Origin of the sequence: Streptomyces sp. MRC013, assembly GCF_023614235.1 — a bacterium.
In the GTDB taxonomy this organism is placed as follows: domain Bacteria; phylum Actinomycetota; class Actinomycetes; order Streptomycetales; family Streptomycetaceae; genus Streptomyces.
In genome coordinates this window covers 2,679,356-2,697,369 of the sequence record NZ_CP094264.1, presented here as the reverse complement: position 1 = coordinate 2,697,369, position 18,014 = coordinate 2,679,356, and the positions used below count along the sequence as shown (strand labels likewise).

Genomic DNA, 18,014 nt, shown 5'->3' with positions numbered 1-18,014 from the left:
GCGTATTGCGAGCTACTCGTGGGCGCACGGTGACAGCCAAGCGATACCCCGCCACCCCACGAATCATTTCTGGAGCCCCCGAGTGAGCAAGCGCACCTTCCAGCCGAACAACCGTCGTCGCGCCAAGACCCACGGCTTCCGCCTGCGCATGCGTACGCGTGCTGGCCGCGCGATTCTCGCGTCCCGCCGCAGCAAGGGTCGCACCCGCCTGTCCGCCTGATCGCGGTCAGGTCATGACGTGCTGCCTTCCGAGAATCGGCTGAGGCGGCGCGAGGACTTCGCGATCGCTGTACGGCGAGGGCGTCGGGCAGGCCGCCCGAGCCTCGTCGTCCACCTACGCAGCGGTGCAACGGACCCGCACGCGTCGGGGGAGAGTGCTCCCCCGACGCGTGCGGGTTTCGTCGTCAGCAAGGCCGTCGGCGGGGCGGTCGTCCGCAACCAGGTGAAGCGCAGGCTGCGGCACCTGGTGCGAGAGCGCCTCGTCCTGCTGCCCCCCGGTAGCCTGGTGGTGGTACGGGCGCTGCCCGGCGCGGGTGACGCCGACCACGCACAGCTGGCCCGAGACCTGGACGCCGCCTTCCAGCGGCTCCTGGGAGGGGGCACGCGATGAAGTACCCGCTGCTGGCCCTGATCAAGTTCTACCAGTGGACGATCAGCCCCCTCCTGGGCCCCGTCTGCAGGTACTACCCGTCGTGTTCCCACTACGGATACACCGCGATCGACCGGCACGGCGCCGTCAAGGGCACGGCCCTCACCGCTTGGCGCATCCTGCGCTGCAATCCCTGGTCGCCCGGCGGAGTGGACCACGTGCCGCCGCGCAGGCGCCCCCGCTGGCACGAACTGCTGCGCGCACGGCTGCGCGGCGACAGGGGTGGGCGCTCCGACGGGGCGAGCCCGGCCGCAGAGACCTCGCCCAACGCTCAAGGAGCCTGATTAGTGGACACGATTGGAAATCTGTTCAGTTTCATCACCGGACCTGTCTCGTGGATCATCGTCCAGTTCCACAAGCTGTACGGGGCGATCTTCGGGCCTGACACGGGGTGGGCCTGGGGTCTGTCCATCGTGTCCCTGGTGATCCTCATCCGTATCTGCCTGATCCCGCTCTTCGTGAAGCAGATCAAGTCGATGCGGAACATGCAGGCGCTCCAGCCGAAGATGAAAGCCATCCAGGAGCGCTACAAGAACGACCGGCAGCGCCAGTCGGAAGAGATGATGAAGCTCTACAAGGAGACGGGTACCAACCCGCTCTCCTCGTGCCTCCCCATCCTCCTGCAGTCGCCGTTCTTCTTCGCGCTCTACCACGTGCTCAGCAAGATCGCCTCGGGCGACACGATCGGCAGCCTCAACCAGCAGCTGGTCGACAGCGCGCGTGAGGCCCACATCTTCGGTGCGCCGATCGCCGCGAAGTTCACGGACGACCCCGGCACGGTCGGGGCGCTCAACGCCTCGCTGACCGATGTCCGCGTCGTCACCGCGATCATGATCGTGCTGATGTCGGCGTCGCAGTTCTTCACCCAGCGCCAGCTGATGCAGAAGAACGTCGACCTGACGGTGAAGACTCCGTACATGCAGCAGCAGAAGATGCTGATGTACATCTTCCCGCTCATCTTCGCCGTGATGGGCGTCAACTTCCCCGTCGGCGTCCTCGTCTACTGGCTGACCACCAACGTGTGGACCATGGGCCAGCAGATGTACGTGATCAACCAGAACCCGACGCCGGGCAGCAAAGCCCAGGACCACTACCTGCAGCGACTCCTCAAGAGCATCAGCCACCACGGCGAAGTGCGCGGCCGCCGCAAGCGCAACGTCATCCAGGCCATCGTCGCCAAGGGGCCGGACCGCAACGACAACGAGCGCCGTTTCATCGGCAGCCTCACCAAGGCCGGCTTCACCGCCCAGGCGGACGGCACGGTGCGGAGGGCCGACCCGGCCGAGGTCGAGGCGGAGGCCGCGGCGGTGCGCCGCCAGCAGCCCAAGCGCCAGACGAAGGCGAAGCGCCAGGCCGCCACCGTGCAGCCGGGCACCGCCAAGCCCTCCCTGGAGAAGACGGGCGAGGCGAAGTCCGAACAGCCGGGGAAGACCGCCTCCGCACGTCAAGCCAAGTCCGGACAGCGCAAGGGCCAGCAGCGGCCCAAGCACCCGTCGTCGAAGAAGTAAGAAGGAGTCCATCCGTGACGGAAGGCACCACGCTCGCCTCCCAGGGTGACGACACCCTGACCCGCCTGGAGCAGGAGGGTGAGATCGCGGCCGACTACCTCGAGGGCCTGCTCGACATCGCCGACCTCGACGGTGACATCGACATGGACGTCGAGGGGGACCGCGCCGCGGTCTCGATCATCAGCGACACGGGCCACGACCTGCAGAAGCTCGTAGGCCGCGACGGTGAGGTGCTGGAGGCGCTGCAGGAGCTCACGCGCCTCGCGGTGCATCGTGAGACCGGTGATCGTAGCCGGCTCATGCTGGACATCGCCGGCTTCCGGGCCAAGAAGCGCGCCGAACTGACCGAACTGGGTGCCAAGGCCGCGGACGAGGCCAGGAACACCGGCGAGCCTGTGAGGCTGAAGCCGATGACCCCCTTCGAGCGCAAGGTCGTCCACGACGCGGTCGCCGCCGCCGGTCTGAGCAGCGAGTCCGAGGGCGAGGAGCCGCAGCGCTTCGTCGTCGTGCTCCCTGCCTGATCCCCCGTAGTGTCGGCCCCGTCTGTTCGCAGGCGGGGCCGATCTCTGTCAGCCCGATAGTCAGCCACCCAGTGCGGTACGGAAGGACGGTTCCCGTGTCCGAGGCAGAGGAACTTCCCCCTGCGCCCCAGGAGGCGCACACGGTGTTCGGCGAGTTCTTCCCGGAAGCGGTTCGATACGCGGAGTTGCTCGCGGAGGCAGGGGTGAAGCGCGGTCTCATCGGCCCCCGTGAGGTGCCGCGGTTGTGGGAAAGGCACCTGCTGAACTGCGCAGTGCTCTCCGAGGTGGTGCCTGAAGGCGTCACCGTCTGCGATGTGGGTTCCGGGGCCGGTCTGCCCGGTATCCCGCTCGCACTCGTACGCCCCGATCTGAAGATCACCCTCCTGGAGCCCCTGCTCCGGCGGACGAACTTCCTCCAGGAAGTGGTGGAGCTCCTGGGACTGGACCATGTGACCGTCGTGCGCGCCCGTGCCGAGGAGGTGCTGGGCAAGCTCCCCCCGGTTCATGTGGTCACAGCCCGCGCCGTCGCCCCGCTGGACCGGCTGGCGGGCTGGGGCGTGCCCTTGCTGCGTCCCTACGGTGAGATGCTCGCCCTGAAGGGGGATACAGCGGAGGAGGAAGTTCAGAACTCGCGGGCCGCTCTCAGCAAGCTGGGTGTCGTCCGTACCTCTGTGCTGCAGGTTGGAGGGGGCGTCGTCGACCCGATGTCCACCGTGGTCCGTGTGGAGGTCGGAGAAAGCCCCGGTGGTGTCCGGTTCGCCGCCAAGCGGGCAAAGGCCGCGAGGACTTCACGCCGCCGCCGTTGAGTGGCGCTTTAGTCCTCATATGACCTGTTTCAGAGTGTCGTAACGCCCCCACTCTGCGGGGCGTGCATCGTGTTTCACGTGAAACCTCGCTCACTGTTGCCGGGAATCTTCAGTCGCGGTCGTATGGTCGCCACGCCACGACTCCGCAGGCCCCTCGACGGGGCGATGGAGTTGTCCACAAGAGTGGGCTCCTCCACAGAACCCGGGGCCTCGCTGGTTCACGACCCGGGAGCCATGGCAGGCTCTGTTCATCGCGAGTCCGAAGCCGAGGAGAGTGAATCCTTGCGGTCCGACGCCAACATCGCGGGGCCGATGACCGACCCGGTCCCCGGCCCCCGCACCGAATCGCCCCGGGACGACGTTTCACGTGAAACGCACCCGCCGCTGGATGACGCCTCCACGGGTTCCGCCGCTCCCCTGGCCGTGCAGGCCCTGGGGCGCGCCGGTCAAGGCCTTCCCCGGCCAGACCAGACCCGCGTCATGGTCGTCGCCAACCAGAAGGGCGGCGTGGGGAAGACCACCACAACGGTCAATCTCGCCGCTTCCCTCGCCCTACACGGGGCACGCGTCCTCGTGGTCGACCTTGACCCCCAGGGCAACGCGTCCACGGCACTGGGGATCGACCATCATGCGGAGGTGCCCTCGATCTATGACGTCCTTGTGGACGGTAAGCCGCTCTCCGACGTGGTGCAGCCGGTCAAGGACGTCGAAGGTCTCTTTTGCGCCCCTGCCACCATCGATCTCGCCGGCGCAGAAATCGAACTGGTGTCACTGGTGGCGCGAGAGAGCCGACTCCAGCGGGCAATCCAGACGTATGAGCAGCCGCTGGACTACATCCTCATCGACTGCCCGCCCTCCCTCGGCCTTCTGACGGTCAACGCCATGGTGGCCGGCGCGGAGGTGCTGATCCCCATCCAGTGCGAGTACTACGCGCTGGAAGGCCTGGGGCAGCTTCTGCGCAACGTCGACCTGGTGCGGGCCCATCTCAACCCGGGCCTCCACGTCTCGACGATCCTGCTCACCATGTACGACGGCCGGACCAGACTCGCCTCACAGGTCGCAGAGGAGGTGCGCAACCACTTCGGTGATGACGTGCTGCGCACCAGCATTCCGCGATCAGTCCGCATCTCGGAGGCCCCGAGCTACGGGCAGACGGTACTCACGTACGACCCGGGCTCCAGCGGGGCGCTCTCCTATCTGGAAGCCGCCCGTGAGATCGCCTTCCGGGGGGTGGGCATCCGGTATGACGCTCAGCACGCCCACACAGGCGGTCACCAGTATCAGCACAGTCAGCACAGCATGTCGGAGGGGATCCAGTGAGTGAGCGACGTAGGGGACTGGGACGCGGGCTCGGCGCACTGATTCCCGCCGCTCCGCAGGAGAGGCAGACCGCTACGGTCGGAACGGCGTCCACATCGCCTGCGGCCATCCCGGCGCTGGGTGCCGAGCGGGGCATCGCCGCCGCCAAGGTGACGACTCTGCCCCATTCGGCGTCCACCGAGAGCGGTGCGGCAGTACGGGAGCGGCCGGAGGGTGACCCCGTGGCGGGGACGCCTGCCGGCGTCCACTTTGCCGAACTGCCGGTGGACTTCATCGCACCCAACCCGTGCCAACCCCGGCAGGTCTTCGACGAGGACGCCCTCGCCGAACTGGTGACCTCCATCAAGGAGGTGGGTCTCCTCCAGCCCGTCGTCGTCCGCCAGGTCGCCCCGGAGCGGTACGAACTCGTCATGGGCGAGCGCCGCTGGCGGGCCTGCCGTGAGGCCGGGCTGGAGCGCGTCGCGGCAATCGTCCGTGAGACCGAGGACGAGAAGCTGCTGCTGGACGCACTGCTGGAGAACCTGCACCGGGCGCAGCTCAACCCGCTGGAGGAGGCTGCCGCCTATGACCAGCTGCTGAAGGACTTCAACTGCACGCACGACCAGCTGGCGGACCGCATCGGGCGGTCCCGTCCCCAGGTCTCCAATACACTGCGGTTGCTCCGCCTTCCCCCTCCTGTCCAGAACCGGGTCGCCGCCGGAGTGCTGTCCGCCGGTCATGCACGGGCCCTTCTCTCCCTGGAGGACCCGAAGGAGCAGGAGGAGTTGGCGCACCGCATCGTCGCCGAGGGGCTTTCGGTCCGGTCGGTCGAAGAGATCGTCACGCTGATGGCCTCCGAGCCGCGCAGGAACGCCAAGGCGAAGGGACCTCGGGCCGGCACCCGGGTCTCTCCGGCGCTGAGCGAACTCGCCACACGTCTCTCGGACCGTTTTGAGACCCGGGTGAAGGTGGATCTCGGCCAGAAGAAGGGCAAGATCGTCGTCGAGTTCGCCTCGATGGAGGATCTGAACCGCATCCTCGGCACCCTCGCCCCCGGTGAGGGGCGGGTTCTCGACAAGGGGGCCTCCGAAGATCCGGGTGCGGACAACCGGAGCTGACCTGCGTCGTAGGTCAGGAACAGGGGGCGGGCTTGCTCCGGGATTCCCCCGGGCGAGGTCCGCCCTTAGGCGTCTTCCCGTATGCGAGTCATCACCCGATCGATACGATGCGTTCGGATATGCGCATTCGCTGTCCACGGGACGGCAGGCGAAGGAAGTGAGGGACAACCTTCATGGGGCGTCGGCTGGTACCGCTCACACTGGACAACCTTCCGGATCTGCCCGAGCGCTGTCGTACCTGCGTCTTCTGGGAACTCGACCCCGTCAGCGGGGAAGCCGCCGTCAAAGCGGGAACGCCGGAACTCGAAAAGGAGGCGTGGATCTCCGCCGTCCTCCTCGACTGGGGCTCTTGTGGCCGCGTCGTCTATGTGGATGAGGTTCCGGTGGGATACGTGTTGTACGCGCCGCCCGCCTATGTGCCGCGTTCCACGGCCTTTCCGACCAGTCCGGTGTCCCCCGATGCCGTGCAGTTGATGACCGCGTGGATCACCCCGGGCTATCAGGGGCAGGGGCTGGGAAGGGTACTGGTGCAGACGGTGGCGAAGGACCTGCTGCGGCGCGGGTTCAGGGCCATCGAGGCGTTCGGGGACGCCCGCTGGAAAGAGCCGGCCTGTGTCCTGCCCGCCGACCACCTGCTGTCCGTCGGTTTCAAGACCGTGCGCTCCCATCCGGTCTATCCGCGATTGCGGCTCGAACTGCGCAGCACCCTGTCGTGGAAGGAAGACGTGGAATTGGCCCTGGACCGTCTACTCGGCGCCGTCCAGAAGGAACCGGCGCTGCGCCCGCTCTGATCGCCCCGCGCCGACGGCCCGTCCCTTCGGAACGGGCCGTCGGCGTTTCACGTGAAACAGCGTTCCGCGCGAAAGCGGGTCGGGCTCACGCCTTGGCGGCCTCGTCGCTGATGAAGTCGGCCAGGTCGCGGACGATCGCGGCCTTCGGTTTGGCACCGACGATCGTCTTGGCCACCTCGCCTCCCTGGTAGACGTTCAGGGTAGGGATCGACATGACGCCGTACTTCGCGGCAGTAGCCGGATTCTCGTCGATGTTCAGCTTGACGACCTCGATCTGGTCGCCGTACTCATCGGCGATCGCCTGGAGGGAGGGAGCGATCTGACGGCACGGGCCGCACCAGGCGGCCCAGAAATCCACCAGTACGGGCTTCTTGCTCTGGAGGACGATCTCCTCGAACGAGGCGTCGGTCACTTCCTTGAGGTCGGCCACGGCGGCCTCCTTCGTTGTGCGGGGGATGGGAGTGGGGAATCGAGGACTCAGACCACGGGGGTCTTCTCCGGCGCGGTCGGCTTCTCTGCGCCGGAGAGGGCGGCCAGGAAGCGCTCGGCGTCCAGGGCGGCGGAGCAGCCGGTGCCGGCGGCCGTGATCGCCTGGCGGTAGGTGTGGTCGACGACGTCACCGGCGGCGAAGACACCCCTCACGTTGGTGCGTGTGGACGGCGCGTCCACCTTCAGATAACCCTCGTCGTCCAGTTCCAGCTGCCCCTTGAACAGCTCTGTGCGCGGGTCGTGGCCGACGGCGATGAACAGGCCCGTCACCGGCAGCTCCGAGGTCTCGCCCGACTTGGTGTTGCGCAGGGTGAGACCGCTGAGCTTCTGGTCGCCGTGGATGCCGGCGACCTCGCTGTCCCAGGCGAACGTGATCTTCGGGTCGGCGAAGGCGCGCTCCTGCATCGTCTTGGAGGCCCGCAGGGTGTCCCGGCGGTGCACCACCGTGACCGACTTCGCGAAGCGGGAAAGGAAGGTCGCCTCCTCCATCGCCGTGTCACCACCGCCGACGACGGCGATGTCGTGGCCCTTGAAGAAGAACCCGTCGCAGGTGGCGCACCACGACACGCCACGGCCGGAAAGAGCGTCCTCGTTCGGCAGACCGAGCTTGCGGTGCTGGGAACCGGTGGCCACGATGACCGCCTTGGCGCGATGCACCGTTCCGGCGGTGTCCGTCACGGTCTTGACGTCACCGGTGAGGTCGACGCCGACGACGTCGTCGGGAACAAGCTCCGCGCCGAAGCGCTCTGCCTGGGCCCGCATGTTGTCCATGAGCTCGGGGCCCATGATGCCGTCACGAAACCCGGGGAAGTTCTCCACGTCGGTCGTGTTCATCAAGGCGCCGCCGGAGGTGACGGCACCTTCGAACACCAACGGCTTCAGTGACGCTCGCGCGGTGTAGAGCGCTGCCGTGTAACCGGCGGGTCCGGAGCCGATGATGATCACGTTTCGGACGTCGCTCACGGGTTTCTTCCTCGTCTCTGCAGGCTACCTACTGCTTACGGGACCGGATCAAGACTCTCATCCCGCCCAACGGATCCTACGGGCCGCGCATTCCCGTGGAACCGTACGGCTTCGGGCGCGTTGGTCAGGGGCGGGGGTGGGACTGCTTGAGGAAGATGTCCGCAGCGTCGGATGCGTTCTTCGCCGTCGTGCAGAAGGCGTCCACGACGTAGACGTCGATCCGGTTTTCGTCCCGGGCGTGCGGGAACACCACGAGATAGGCGGGCCGTCCCTGGTACTCGCCGCGTTCCGCGGCGAGTGGCTGTTCACTCCGGTCGATCCCCTGCTGTACACAGCCGGGAAGCTGAGGGCTCGCCTTGTCGATCAGAGGGCTGACGACTTCGGGGGACTCGGACCCCGGCTGGAGGCGCGGGGACATGGCGGTACGGTCCTGCTCGGGAACGGCGAGGAGGGCCCGCACCCTGTCCGTGAGCACGCTTCCGGAGAACCGGGTGTCGTCGGAGGCCGTAGCGCTTCCGGCGCGGAGGGTGCTGGGAGCTTCGCTGTCCGTGTCCACCGTCTGGGCGAACAAGGCACCCAGGCCGACCGCCGCCAAGCCGCAGACGGCGCTCACAACCACGTGGCGGCGCCGCCGGACCGGAGGGCGGCCGGGCCCGGTGGAGCCGGAGGGCCGGCCGGCCGGTGCGGACACGGCGCGCTCCGCCGCCCTGAGCCGACCCGTGTCCGTTTCAGCGGTTCCGTGCGTGGTTTCACGTGGAACGGACGTGACGTCGTCCGGAGCGCTGGCGTCGAGGAGCGCCTCGGCGGCCAGCGCGGCCTCGATCCGTTCCGCCACGTCGACCGGCATACGGGCCGGGCCGGGCAGTGTGCCGAGGAGGCCGCGGATCTCCTCCAGGGAGCTGTGCACGTCGGCGCAGAGGCCGCAGCGGTCCAGATGGCGGCGTACGTACGCCGTACGGGACGGCGGGAGGATCCCCTCCGTGAGATCGGAGATCTCCGAGACGTCCGGGTGCCGAGTCGTGTCGGCCGTGGATGTCACGCGCGTCCACCTCCGCCCTTCACAGCAGCAGGGCCATTTGGTCCTGGATCCTTGGGTCCCGACGCCGGTGGGACGGATGTCCCCGGCGTCCGGTTCCTTCCCCCGGCGATACCGGTGTTATCCACGGGGCCGCCGCGTAGATGGATGAGCATCGGGACGAGGCGGGCGCGGCCCCGGGCGCAGCGGCTCTTCACCGTTCCCACCGGCACTTCGAGTATCCGGGCAGCCTCGGCCACCGCGTAGCCCTGCATGTCGACGAGAACCAGGGCGGCGCGCTGGTCGGCCGGAAGCTTCGCCAAGGCGGCCAGGAGCTGGCGGTGTAGGTCCTGCCGCTCGGCAGGGGCCTCGGCCGACTCGTGGGGCTCCAGGAGTCGCTCCAACCGTTCCGCGTCGTCCACGGACGTCGTCCGACGCGAAGCGGTCTTGCGTGCCCGGTCCAGGCAGGCGTTGACCGTGATGCGGTGCAACCACGTGGTGACGGCGGACTGGCCACGGAAGGTGTGAGCAGCCCGGAACGCCGAGACGAGGGCGTCCTGGACGGCGTCGGCGGCCTCCTCGCGGTCGCCGAGCGTGCGCAGGGCCACTGCCCAGAGCCGATCGCGATGGCGTCGCACCAGCTCACCGAAGGCGTCGGGGTCGCCCGCGACGTGCCGGGCGAGCAGGTCCGCGTCGCCGGGCTCCTGCTCTGTTCCCGCTCCCATGCGCCCTTCTCTCCGGTTGCTCGAGCCCACTCCACGAGGATTCTCGTGCGGGCGGCGGTCAACCCAGAAGCTGAACCTCGGAAATACCGCCGCGATACCTGCCGGGTGAGCCGTCCGTGGGCAGCTCCGTGATGTGGATCAGCACGTAGCGGGCGCGGACGGGCTTGTCCAGTTCCACGTCCAGGTTGCCGTCCGCCCGCTTCGGGGAAGTGAGCTCCCGGGGGAAGTCCGAGAGAGAGCTCGACCCCGTGGCCGCCTCTCCCGCCGCGCGGAGCTGCACCGTCTGACCGCTCCGGTACAGGCCGACGCGGAGCCGGGAGATGTTCTGCTCCCTGCCGAGGTCGACCACGATGCCGCTGCCGCCCCGGCGGTTCGGCAGGTTTCCGAAGTTGGCGTAGCCGTGGTACTCGGGGGTGACCCACGCCGACTGGGGATCGCCGTCGACCGCGTTCTCCACCTGGTCGAGCTGTATGCCGGAGCCCCCGGGCGTGAACTCCCGGGCGTCGACGATCTTCAACGGGCGGAGCGGGCGCATCGGCTTGTCGTCGGCCGAGGCTCCGGGGGACGGCTCCGTCGTGCCGGGGCCACCGTTCGCGCCGCGCTGGTCGAGCAGGCGGTCGGCCACCTGCCAGCTGCCGAGCCCCAGCGCGGCGATCAGCAGCGCGGAGACGGTCCACTTCAGCACCTTGCCGGTGCGGCTCTCCAAGGGGGCGGGCGGAGGGAGCACGGGCTGCGCGGCCATGCTCGGCTGCTGCGGACGGCCGTAGGTGCCCTGCTGGTAGGTCGTGCGCTGGTACTCCGGGGCCGGGGGGAAGGCGGGCTCCGGCGGGCGGATGCGGGGCATGGCCGCGACGGCCTTGGCGAGTTCGTCCGGTGTCGTACAGGGGGGTCCTGGCGGGAGGCGGTCGCGCCGTCGTTGGCGAGCGCCCGCATGGCGAGGTCGGACAGGCCCCGGTGGACCCCTGCCCGTACCTGGTCGGGTGCGATCAGACCCATGCCCTTGGGCAGTCCGGACAAGCCGTGTGCGTCGTTCTCGTACGGCCACCGCTGGGTCAGCGCGGCGTAGAGGAGGGCGCCGATCGCCTCGGTGTCGGTGCGCTGCGGGCGGTCGACGGTGATGCCCCGCAACGCCGCGTTCACGGCGAGGCCGCGGATCCGGTACTGGCCGGTGGAGGTGCGCAGCACGGCACTCGGCGTGAGCCGCAGGTGGGCCAGGCCCTCGCGGTGCGCTGCGGCCATCGCCTGGGAGACCTGGCTGACGAGCTGGTAGGCGTCGTACGGCTCCAGCGGGCCGGCGGCGAGCAGGGCGGTCAGCTCGGTGGCGTCCGGCAGCCACTCGTGCACGACGTAGACGAGGTCGTTCTCCTCGACGGCGTCGAGGACCTGGACGAACCGGGGGTCACCGAGCAACGCGGAGGAGCGCGCGGCCGCCAGGACCGACCGTGCCCTTGAATGGTCGGCGGGCAGGACGTGCACGCCGACGGCGCGACGCAGCTTCTCGTCGACCGCACGCCAGCTGCTGAAACCGTCCAGTCGGGTGACGCACTCCTCGAGTCGGTAGCGGCGGGCGAGTCTGTACCCGCTGTGCAGCTCCGGGGAGCTCGCGACGGTGCCGTCGGCGGCTTCCCGCCCGCCGCCGGTGTCCGGGGGGGACATGTCCGTCGCGTCCTGCGCTTCCGCCCCGTCGGCCGTGGTCGTGTCCGCCTTGGCGGCCAGCGGGTCGTCACCGCTGTTGTCGGCCACGTCGACGGCAGCCGTGCTACGTTCCGCCACCGTCGTTCCCGCCTCCCCATCCGATGCGCCATATCCAACAGCCATGCCAATTGTGCCCACAGTCCACCGCTGTGCACGACACGCGGTGGGCGCCGATGGTTGTGCGTCGGCCCCGTGCTCTAGCGGCCGAGACGGCCCCGGACCATGCCCACCATGGCGTTGAGCTCCTCGATGCGCATCTTGCGGGCCGCCATGTAGAACACGCCGATCAGTACGGCTCCGCCGGCCGCGAGTGCCGCGAGGGAGCCCAGCGCGTCCTTCCCGAGCAGGGCGAGGAGGCCCCACGCGACCGCGCCGGCGGCCAGTGCCGCGGGGACCGAGGCCATGGAGAGGCGGGCGTACGTCCGTACGACGTGGGCCCCGTCGAGGTCGCCTCCCAGCCGGTTGCGCAACCGTCGCCAGGCGACGCCCACACCGACCATGTAGGCGACGCCGTAGCCGGCGGCCATACCGACGACGGCCCACCGTGCGGGGAGCGCGAAGTAGCAGAGGGCGGAGGCGGCGGCGTTGACGGCCGCCACGATGACGGTGTTGTAGAACGGCGTGCGGGTGTCCTCGTACGCGTAGAAGCCGCGCAGCACCACGTACTGGACGGAGTACGGGACCAGGCCCAGGCCGAACGCCATCAGCATGAAGCCCATGCCCGTGGCAGCCTCCGGGCCGCTGGAGGCGTAGAGCAGGGTGCACAGCGGCATGCCCAGCGCGAGGAAGCCGAAGGCGACCGGCACGATCGCGACGGCCGAGCTGCGCAGGCCGTGCGAGATGTCGTCCCGGACGGCACCGGGGTCGCCGTCGTGGGCCGCACGGGAGATGCGGGGCAGCAGCGCGGCCATGACGGAGACGGTGATGATCGCCTGCGGCATGCCCCAGATCAGCTGGGCGTTGGAGTAGGCGAGGATGCCCGCCCCGTCCGCGCCGGATGCCTTTCCGGCGGCGGTGGCGAGCTGTGTGACGACGACGACGCCCGCTTGGTTGGCGAGGACGAACAGGACCGTCCACTTGGCCAGCCCGACCGTCTTGCCGAGGCCCTGGCCCTTCCAGTCGAAGCGCGGCCGGAAGCGGAAGCCCGCTTCGCGCAGGTAGGGGACCATCGAGAGGGCCTGGACGACGAGGCCCAGCAGCATGCCGGCGCCGAGTAGCCGCACGCCCTCGTCGGGAATGACGTCCACGCCCATCTTCGTCTCGGAGTAGGCGCCGTACACCCAGATGAAGAGGCCGAACGTGAAGATGACGACGACGTTGTTGAGGACCGGCGTCCACATCATGGCGCCGAACCTGCCGCGGGCGTTCAGGATCTGTCCCGCCACCACGTGGACGCCCATGAAGAAGATGGTCGGCAGGCAGAACCGGGCGAAGGTGACGGCGACGCTGTTGGCGTCCGGGTCGTTCGCGAGGGTGGGCGACATGGCGTGGACGAGCAGGGGCGCCAGGAAGACGGCGATGCCCACGATCACGGCGAGGGCGACCATCACCAGGGTCAGCAACCGGTTGGCGTACGCCTCGCCACCGTCCTCGTCGTTCTTCATCGAGCGGACGAGCTGCGGCACGAAGACCGAGTTGAGGCCGCCGCCCACGGTCAGGATGTAGATCATCGTCGGGAGCGTGGAGGCGACGGTGAACGCGTCGCCGAGCGTCGCCGCTCCCAGGGCGCCGGTGATCACCAGGCTCCGCAGGAAGCCGGTGAGGCGCGACACCAGGGTGCCCGCCGCCATCACGGCGCTGGACTTCAGCAGCCCGGACGCCTTTCCACCCGGCTTCTTCGGCGGGGCCGCCACCGGTTCCTCGGAGACGTCCGGTTCCACCGGTTCGGGGGCCGGCGGGGCCGCCGTCGACTGGCCCTGGAGCTGCTGGTCCCGGTACAGATGCGCGAAGACGTCGGCCGTCGGCTTCCCCTCGGAGGCATGGGTCACCAGGTCGTCGACCCCGGTGAACTGCACGGTTCGGGCGTCGTCGCCGTAGGGGAGACGGCGGGAGGGACCGGAGGGCTCGGGCGGAGGCGTCTGGGCCCACACCCGGGGATCGGGCGCGTACTGCGGAGCGGCGGGCTGCTGGTAGAGCGGTCGGGGCTCCGTGCCGGGCGGAGGCGGCGGATGCGCGGCCCGGTCGTACAGGACCTCGTCGACGGGGTCCTGCGAGGAGAGGTCGTGGAAGCGGTACGGATCGTGGTCGTAGGCATCCTGGACGTAGGGATCGTGCGGGTGGGGGGCGTGCGGAGCGGGCGGGCCGGCGGGCGCCGTCCACTCCGGAGTCGGAACGGACGGTGTCCCACCCGGAGGCGTACTGCCGCCAGCCGCGCCCTGGCCGCGGTCACCGTCGTACGGCGCGTTCATGGTTACCCCACCTCATCGTCCCCGGCCGGCCGGCCACGACATCGCTCAGTGCTCCACTTTCTCACCCGGGCCCGACGGGTCGGTGCTTTGCGGTCCGGTGTCCGTCGCGGGGTCACTCGGCTGCACCGGAGCAGCGCTCCCGGCCACCGGCTGGGCGGGGCCGGCCTCCTCGGTCGTGTCGGCGTCATCACGTCGTGCCGCGGCACGCTTGCGCTGGCTGTACATCCTGACACCGGCGAGGACCAGAAGCAGCACTCCCCCGGCGATGACGAGCATCACCGTCGACGTGATCTCGGAGACCTTGACGGTGAAGGTCATGGCGGCGCCGTACCGCCGGCCGTCCTCCGTGTACAGCTGAGCCTCGACGGGGACGGGACCGTTCGCGTTGGCGGAGGCGGTGAACTTCACCGACTGGCTGTGACCGCCCTCGATCCGCACCGGGAGCTCGGCGACCGTCTCGCCGCCGTTGAGCTTCAGACGGGTCGGCTTGGTCGACCTCAGCCTCAACACCAGGTGCTCGACCCCCTGCACCAGTTTGTTCTGCACGGTCACCGGGATAGTGGCGCTGCGCCCGGAGAGCGTCAGGTCCGTTTTCTCGATCAGCTTCACCTCGTCGGTGAGGCTCTCCAGGTGGGCTTGGACGCCCCTGCCGTACTCGACGGCCTGCTCGGGGCGGCCCCGCCACGACGTGGACATCTCCCGCTTGATCGCATTCCCGAACGGAGTGACGACGCGGTAGGCGGCGGTGAGGATGACCTGGAAGTTCTCCAGACTGTCCCGGGTGTTCCGCATCTGCCGGAACACTGCCTCCGGCAGCTCACGCCGACTGAGCGCCTTGGGGTACTTCCCGGCGGACGGCACGCTCGTCGTCGCCCTGGGGTCGGGTTTGGCGGTCGTTGCGGTGATCAGATCCGAGAACTGCGACCAGCGCTCCGAACCCAGAATCCGCAAGGCGCTCGCCAGGGACTCCGCCTGGGAGGCCGTGGGCATCCGCTGAGGGGCGACGACGATGCTGCGGCCTGTGTCCGGTCGCTCATGGGTGACGGTGAGCGTGTGCGCGAGGAATCTCTGGATCGCCGTCGTGGAGTCGCCCGCGCGGGACATGTCGCCTTCGAAGGCGGTGGACAGCAGCGCGTCGGAGACGACCGCGGTCGTCCCGCCGCCGATCGGACGGGCGGCGTTCGGTGTGTACGAAAGGCGTTCCCGCATGCTGTCGCTGCGGGTGATCACCCTGTCGGCCCCGGCCGAGGTCGCCACATCGACGATCGACGGGTCGACGGCTCCGTTGGCGGGCCAGGCGTACTCGACGGACGGTTTCACGTGGAGGATCGTCTCGACCGTCGACTCGGCCAGTTCCGTCGCCGGACGCAGGTGGCTCAGGGAGCCCGAGACGCGCCTGCCCCGGTGGGCGAGAGACGCGAGGTCGGGGTCGCCGTACGGAAGCGCGATCACCTTGTCGCCCCGCACGGCCTCACCCAGGGAGTTCAGCCACCGCTTCGCGACGGCCTGGTTCCTGCCCGCGACGGTGGTGTCCTCGTTCCTGACCCGGTACTCGCTGGTCATGGCCTCGGCGGTGGCCAGCAGGTCCGGGTCGATGACCCAGGTGACGGGCAGTTCGGCCCCGAGCGCGACCATTCGCTCCAGCCGACCGCCGGGCGCCAGTTCCGCGGCCAGGCCGTCGCTCTCGAACACCGGCGTCTGCTGGTTGTCGGAGCCCGTCTCGGCGGAGAGGCGGGGCGAGGAGATCAGCGGCCACAGGACGCTGATCTGCGTCCTGCTCTTCGCGGCGGTCGGCTGCCAGGGCAGGAAGGTCCGGTCGATGCCCAGCACCTGATCGTACGGCTCGCTCGGCGTGCGGCCGGAGAGGGAGACGCCCACCTGGTATACACCGGGATCGTCGAGACCGAGCTTGTCGACCGGCACGGTCAGGGTGAACTCGCGGCTGGTGCCGGACGGGATCTCGGGGAGCCGCACGAGGTGCGCGTCACCCAGGGGTCTTCCGTCCCTGCCCTGGGAGAAGCCGGCGCGTCGTGCGGCGTCCTCGATCGCGCCGCGGCTGGAGAGCCGCGCACCGAGGCGCACATCGATCTGCGCCTGGCTCACCGTCTCCTTGCCCCCGTTGGTCACCGTGCCGCTCAGTGTGAGGTTGTCCCCTTTGACCGGTGCGCTCGGCGAGAGTGTGTCCAGGGACACAGCGACGGTCAGGGTCTCTGCCGCGGCAGTCGTCGGCGTCGCCGATGCGGACGTCGGCGCCGTCGCGGCAGCGGCGGGTGGGAGGGGCAGCTGCACGAGCCCGGCCAGGAGGGGGACGGCGGCGCCGACTGCGGCCACCCGCCGCAGCCGGCGGCGGGCAGGGGAGGGATCGATACCCTGGAGGTCTGCCGCTTCGGCCACGCGTTCGTCCGTCCCTCTTGTCTGGTGCCGTTGGGTCCTGCCGCTCCTTGCGTCCAGGCATGGTAACGAGATGTGGCGCGGCGCAGTGCTGTGGAGGGCCGTACGCCCGTCCGGGGAGGGCGGCGGTGCGTGGGAATCCGGGAGGCCGCCCGTGGCGGGGGCACGTACCCTGTTCTGTTGTGCCGAACGCCAACGAAGACAACCCGACTGCCCTGAGCCAGGTGCAACGACGCGCGGTCAGTGAGCTGCTGCGTGTGTCACCGGTCGCCGACGACCTCGCCCGCCGTTTCCAGGAGGCGGGGTTCCGCCTCGCGCTGGTCGGAGGCTCGGTACGGGACGCTCTGCTCGGCAGGCTCGGCAACGATCTGGACTTCACCACCGACGCCCGCCCCGAGGACGTACTCAAGATCGTCCGGCCTTGGGCCGAGGCGGTCTGGGAGGTCGGGATCGCGTTCGGCACCGTGGGAGCCCAGAAGGGCGGTTACCAGATCGAGGTGACGACCTACCGCTCCGAGGCATATGACCGCACCTCGCGCAAGCCCGAGGTGTCCTACGGGGAATCGATCGAGGAAGATCTCGTACGCCGTGACTTCACCGTCAACGCGATGGCCGTCGCCCTGCCCGAGAAGGAGTTCGTCGATCCGCACGGGGGGCTGGAGGATCTCGCCGCACGAGTGCTCCGCACCCCGGGCACCCCGGAGGCATCCTTCTCCGACGACCCCCTGCGGATGATGCGTGCGGCCCGTTTCGCGGCCCAACTCGACTTCGAGGTGGTCCCCGAGGTCGTCACCGCCATGACGGAGATGGCCGAGCGGCTCGGCATCGTCTCCGCGGAGCGGGTGCGGGACGAGTTGAACAAGCTGATCCTGTCCGCGCACCCCCGCAAGGGGCTGGCGCTGCTCGTCGACACCGGTCTCGCGGACCGTGTGCTGCCCGAACTGCCCGCTCTGCGTCTGGAGAGCGACGAGCACCACCGGCACAAGGACGTGTACGAGCACTCGCTGACCGTGCTGGAGCAGGCGATCGCCCTGGAGGAGGGCGGCCCCGACCTCGTACTGAGGCTGGCGGCGCTCCTGCACGACATCGGTAAGCCGCGTACACGGCGCTTCGAGCCGGACGGCAGGGTCTCCTTCCACCATCACGAGGTGGTGGGCGCCAAGATGACCAAGAAGCGACTGACCGAGCTGAAGTACTCCAACGAGACGGTCAAGGACGTCTCGCGGCTGGTGGAACTGCACCTGCGGTTCCACGGGTACGGCACCGGTGAGTGGACCGACTCCGCCGTCCGACGGTACGTCCGCGATGCCGGTCCCCTACTGGACCGGCTCCACAAACTGACCCGCTCCGACTGCACGACTCGGAACAAGCGCAAGGCGAGCGCCCTGTCCCGGGCCTACGACGGCCTGGAGCAGCGCATCGCGCAACTACAGGAGCAGGAGGAGCTGAACTCGATCCGCCCGGATCTGGACGGCAACCAGATTCAGGAAGTCCTCGGCGTCCGCCCCGGCCCCGTCGTGGGGCGGGCGTACAAGTTCTTGTTGGAGCTCCGGCTGGAGAACGGCCCGATGGGGCACGAGGCGGCCGTCTCCGCGCTCAAGGAGTGGTGGGCCTCCCAGGGCTGATCCCACCGGCC

Annotated in this window: 16 protein-coding genes and 1 pseudogene; 10 read left to right on the top strand and 7 right to left on the bottom strand. The window is 69.2% G+C overall.

All coding sequences use genetic code 11. The annotated features are described in order from the left end of the window. Window positions 1-82 precede the first annotated feature (82 nt). The 9 genes from rpmH (at window position 83) to LUW75_RS12370 (ending at window position 6,692) form a co-directional block, all read left to right on the top strand. Window positions 83-220 (top strand): 50S ribosomal protein L34, encoded by a 138-nt coding sequence (gene rpmH, locus LUW75_RS12410; RefSeq protein WP_006141295.1) that lies wholly within the window; start codon window positions 83-85, stop codon window positions 218-220. Between the two features lie 18 nt (window positions 221-238). Next, window positions 239-610: a ribonuclease P protein component gene (rnpA, locus tag LUW75_RS12405; RefSeq protein WP_250335665.1), complete on the top strand. Its 372-nt coding sequence runs from the start codon at window positions 239-241 to the stop codon at window positions 608-610. Beyond that, window positions 607-933: a membrane protein insertion efficiency factor YidD gene (yidD, locus tag LUW75_RS12400; protein ID WP_250335664.1), complete on the top strand. Its 327-nt coding sequence runs from the start codon at window positions 607-609 to the stop codon at window positions 931-933. Before rnpA ends, yidD begins: the two co-directional genes overlap by 4 nt. A 3-nt stretch (window positions 934-936) precedes the next feature. Next, window positions 937-2,157: a membrane protein insertase YidC gene (yidC, locus tag LUW75_RS12395; protein WP_250335663.1), complete on the top strand. Its 1,221-nt coding sequence runs from the start codon at window positions 937-939 to the stop codon at window positions 2,155-2,157. Window positions 2,158-2,171: 14 nt separating this feature from the next. Then, window positions 2,172-2,678 carry a Jag family protein gene (locus LUW75_RS12390; protein ID WP_250335662.1) on the top strand — a complete coding sequence of 169 codons (507 nt, stop codon included), beginning with the start codon at window positions 2,172-2,174 and terminating at the stop codon, window positions 2,676-2,678. Window positions 2,679-2,749: 71 nt separating this feature from the next. After that, complete coding sequence (gene rsmG / locus LUW75_RS12385) at window positions 2,750-3,484, top strand: 16S rRNA (guanine(527)-N(7))-methyltransferase RsmG (RefSeq protein ID WP_250335661.1); 735 nt, start codon at window positions 2,750-2,752, stop codon at window positions 3,482-3,484. 234 nt (window positions 3,485-3,718) lie between these two features. Then, window positions 3,719-4,804 carry a ParA family protein gene (locus LUW75_RS12380; protein ID WP_250335660.1) on the top strand — a complete coding sequence of 362 codons (1,086 nt, stop codon included), beginning with the start codon at window positions 3,719-3,721 and terminating at the stop codon, window positions 4,802-4,804. After that, window positions 4,801-5,901 carry a ParB/RepB/Spo0J family partition protein gene (locus tag LUW75_RS12375; RefSeq protein WP_250335659.1) on the top strand — a complete coding sequence of 367 codons (1,101 nt, stop codon included), beginning with the start codon at window positions 4,801-4,803 and terminating at the stop codon, window positions 5,899-5,901. Before LUW75_RS12380 ends, LUW75_RS12375 begins: the two co-directional genes overlap by 4 nt. A 173-nt stretch (window positions 5,902-6,074) precedes the next feature. After that, the gene (locus LUW75_RS12370; protein WP_250335658.1) at window positions 6,075-6,692 is read left to right on the top strand and encodes a GNAT family N-acetyltransferase; all 618 of its coding nucleotides are present in this window, start codon (window positions 6,075-6,077) and stop codon (window positions 6,690-6,692) included. Window positions 6,693-6,777: 85 nt separating this feature from the next. Here LUW75_RS12370 and trxA read toward each other — a convergent pair whose 3' ends face one another. The 7 genes and pseudogenes from trxA to LUW75_RS12335 form a co-directional block, all read right to left on the bottom strand. Further along, complete coding sequence (gene trxA / locus LUW75_RS12365) at window positions 6,778-7,122, bottom strand: thioredoxin (protein WP_250335657.1); 345 nt, start codon at window positions 7,120-7,122, stop codon at window positions 6,778-6,780. 47 nt (window positions 7,123-7,169) lie between these two features. Continuing rightward, a complete protein-coding gene (gene trxB / locus LUW75_RS12360) occupies window positions 7,170-8,144 on the bottom strand; it encodes a thioredoxin-disulfide reductase (protein WP_250335656.1) in 975 nt (324 codons plus the stop codon). Window positions 8,145-8,268: 124 nt separating this feature from the next. Beyond that, entirely contained in the window at window positions 8,269-9,183 is a 915-nt protein-coding gene (locus LUW75_RS12355) for a hypothetical protein (RefSeq protein WP_250335655.1), read from the bottom strand. Next, a complete protein-coding gene (gene sigM / locus LUW75_RS12350) occupies window positions 9,180-9,884 on the bottom strand; it encodes an RNA polymerase sigma factor SigM (RefSeq protein ID WP_250335654.1) in 705 nt (234 codons plus the stop codon). Before sigM ends, LUW75_RS12355 begins: the two co-directional genes overlap by 4 nt. Before the next feature lie 58 nt (window positions 9,885-9,942). Next, window positions 9,943-11,657: pseudogene (locus tag LUW75_RS12345) on the bottom strand (protein kinase family protein). A gap of 119 nt (window positions 11,658-11,776) precedes the next feature. Further along, entirely contained in the window at window positions 11,777-13,987 is a 2,211-nt protein-coding gene (gene murJ / locus LUW75_RS12340; protein WP_250335653.1) for a murein biosynthesis integral membrane protein MurJ, read from the bottom strand. Window positions 13,988-14,032: 45 nt separating this feature from the next. Beyond that, on the bottom strand, window positions 14,033-16,381 hold the full coding sequence (locus tag LUW75_RS12335) for a DUF6049 family protein (protein ID WP_250335652.1): 2,349 nt from the start codon (window positions 16,379-16,381) through the stop codon (window positions 14,033-14,035). 179 nt (window positions 16,382-16,560) lie between these two features. On the opposite strand from LUW75_RS12335, the gene LUW75_RS12330 reads away from it, so the two are divergent. Further along, a complete protein-coding gene (locus LUW75_RS12330; protein ID WP_250335651.1) occupies window positions 16,561-18,003 on the top strand; it encodes a CCA tRNA nucleotidyltransferase in 1,443 nt (480 codons plus the stop codon). Window positions 18,004-18,014: the final 11 nt, after the last annotated feature.

Coding starts and splice junctions, on each gene's coding strand:
- yidD (WP_250335664.1), top strand. CDS start 607: ATGAAGTACCCGCTGCTGGCCCTGATCAAGTTCTACCAGTGGACGATC.
- LUW75_RS12380 (WP_250335660.1), top strand. CDS start 3,719: ATGGCAGGCTCTGTTCATCGCGAGTCCGAAGCCGAGGAGAGTGAATCC.
- LUW75_RS12370 (WP_250335658.1), top strand. CDS start 6,075: ATGGGGCGTCGGCTGGTACCGCTCACACTGGACAACCTTCCGGATCTG.
- sigM (WP_250335654.1), bottom strand. CDS start 9,884: ATGGGAGCGGGAACAGAGCAGGAGCCCGGCGACGCGGACCTGCTCGCC.
- murJ (WP_250335653.1), bottom strand. CDS start 13,987: ATGAACGCGCCGTACGACGGTGACCGCGGCCAGGGCGCGGCTGGCGGC.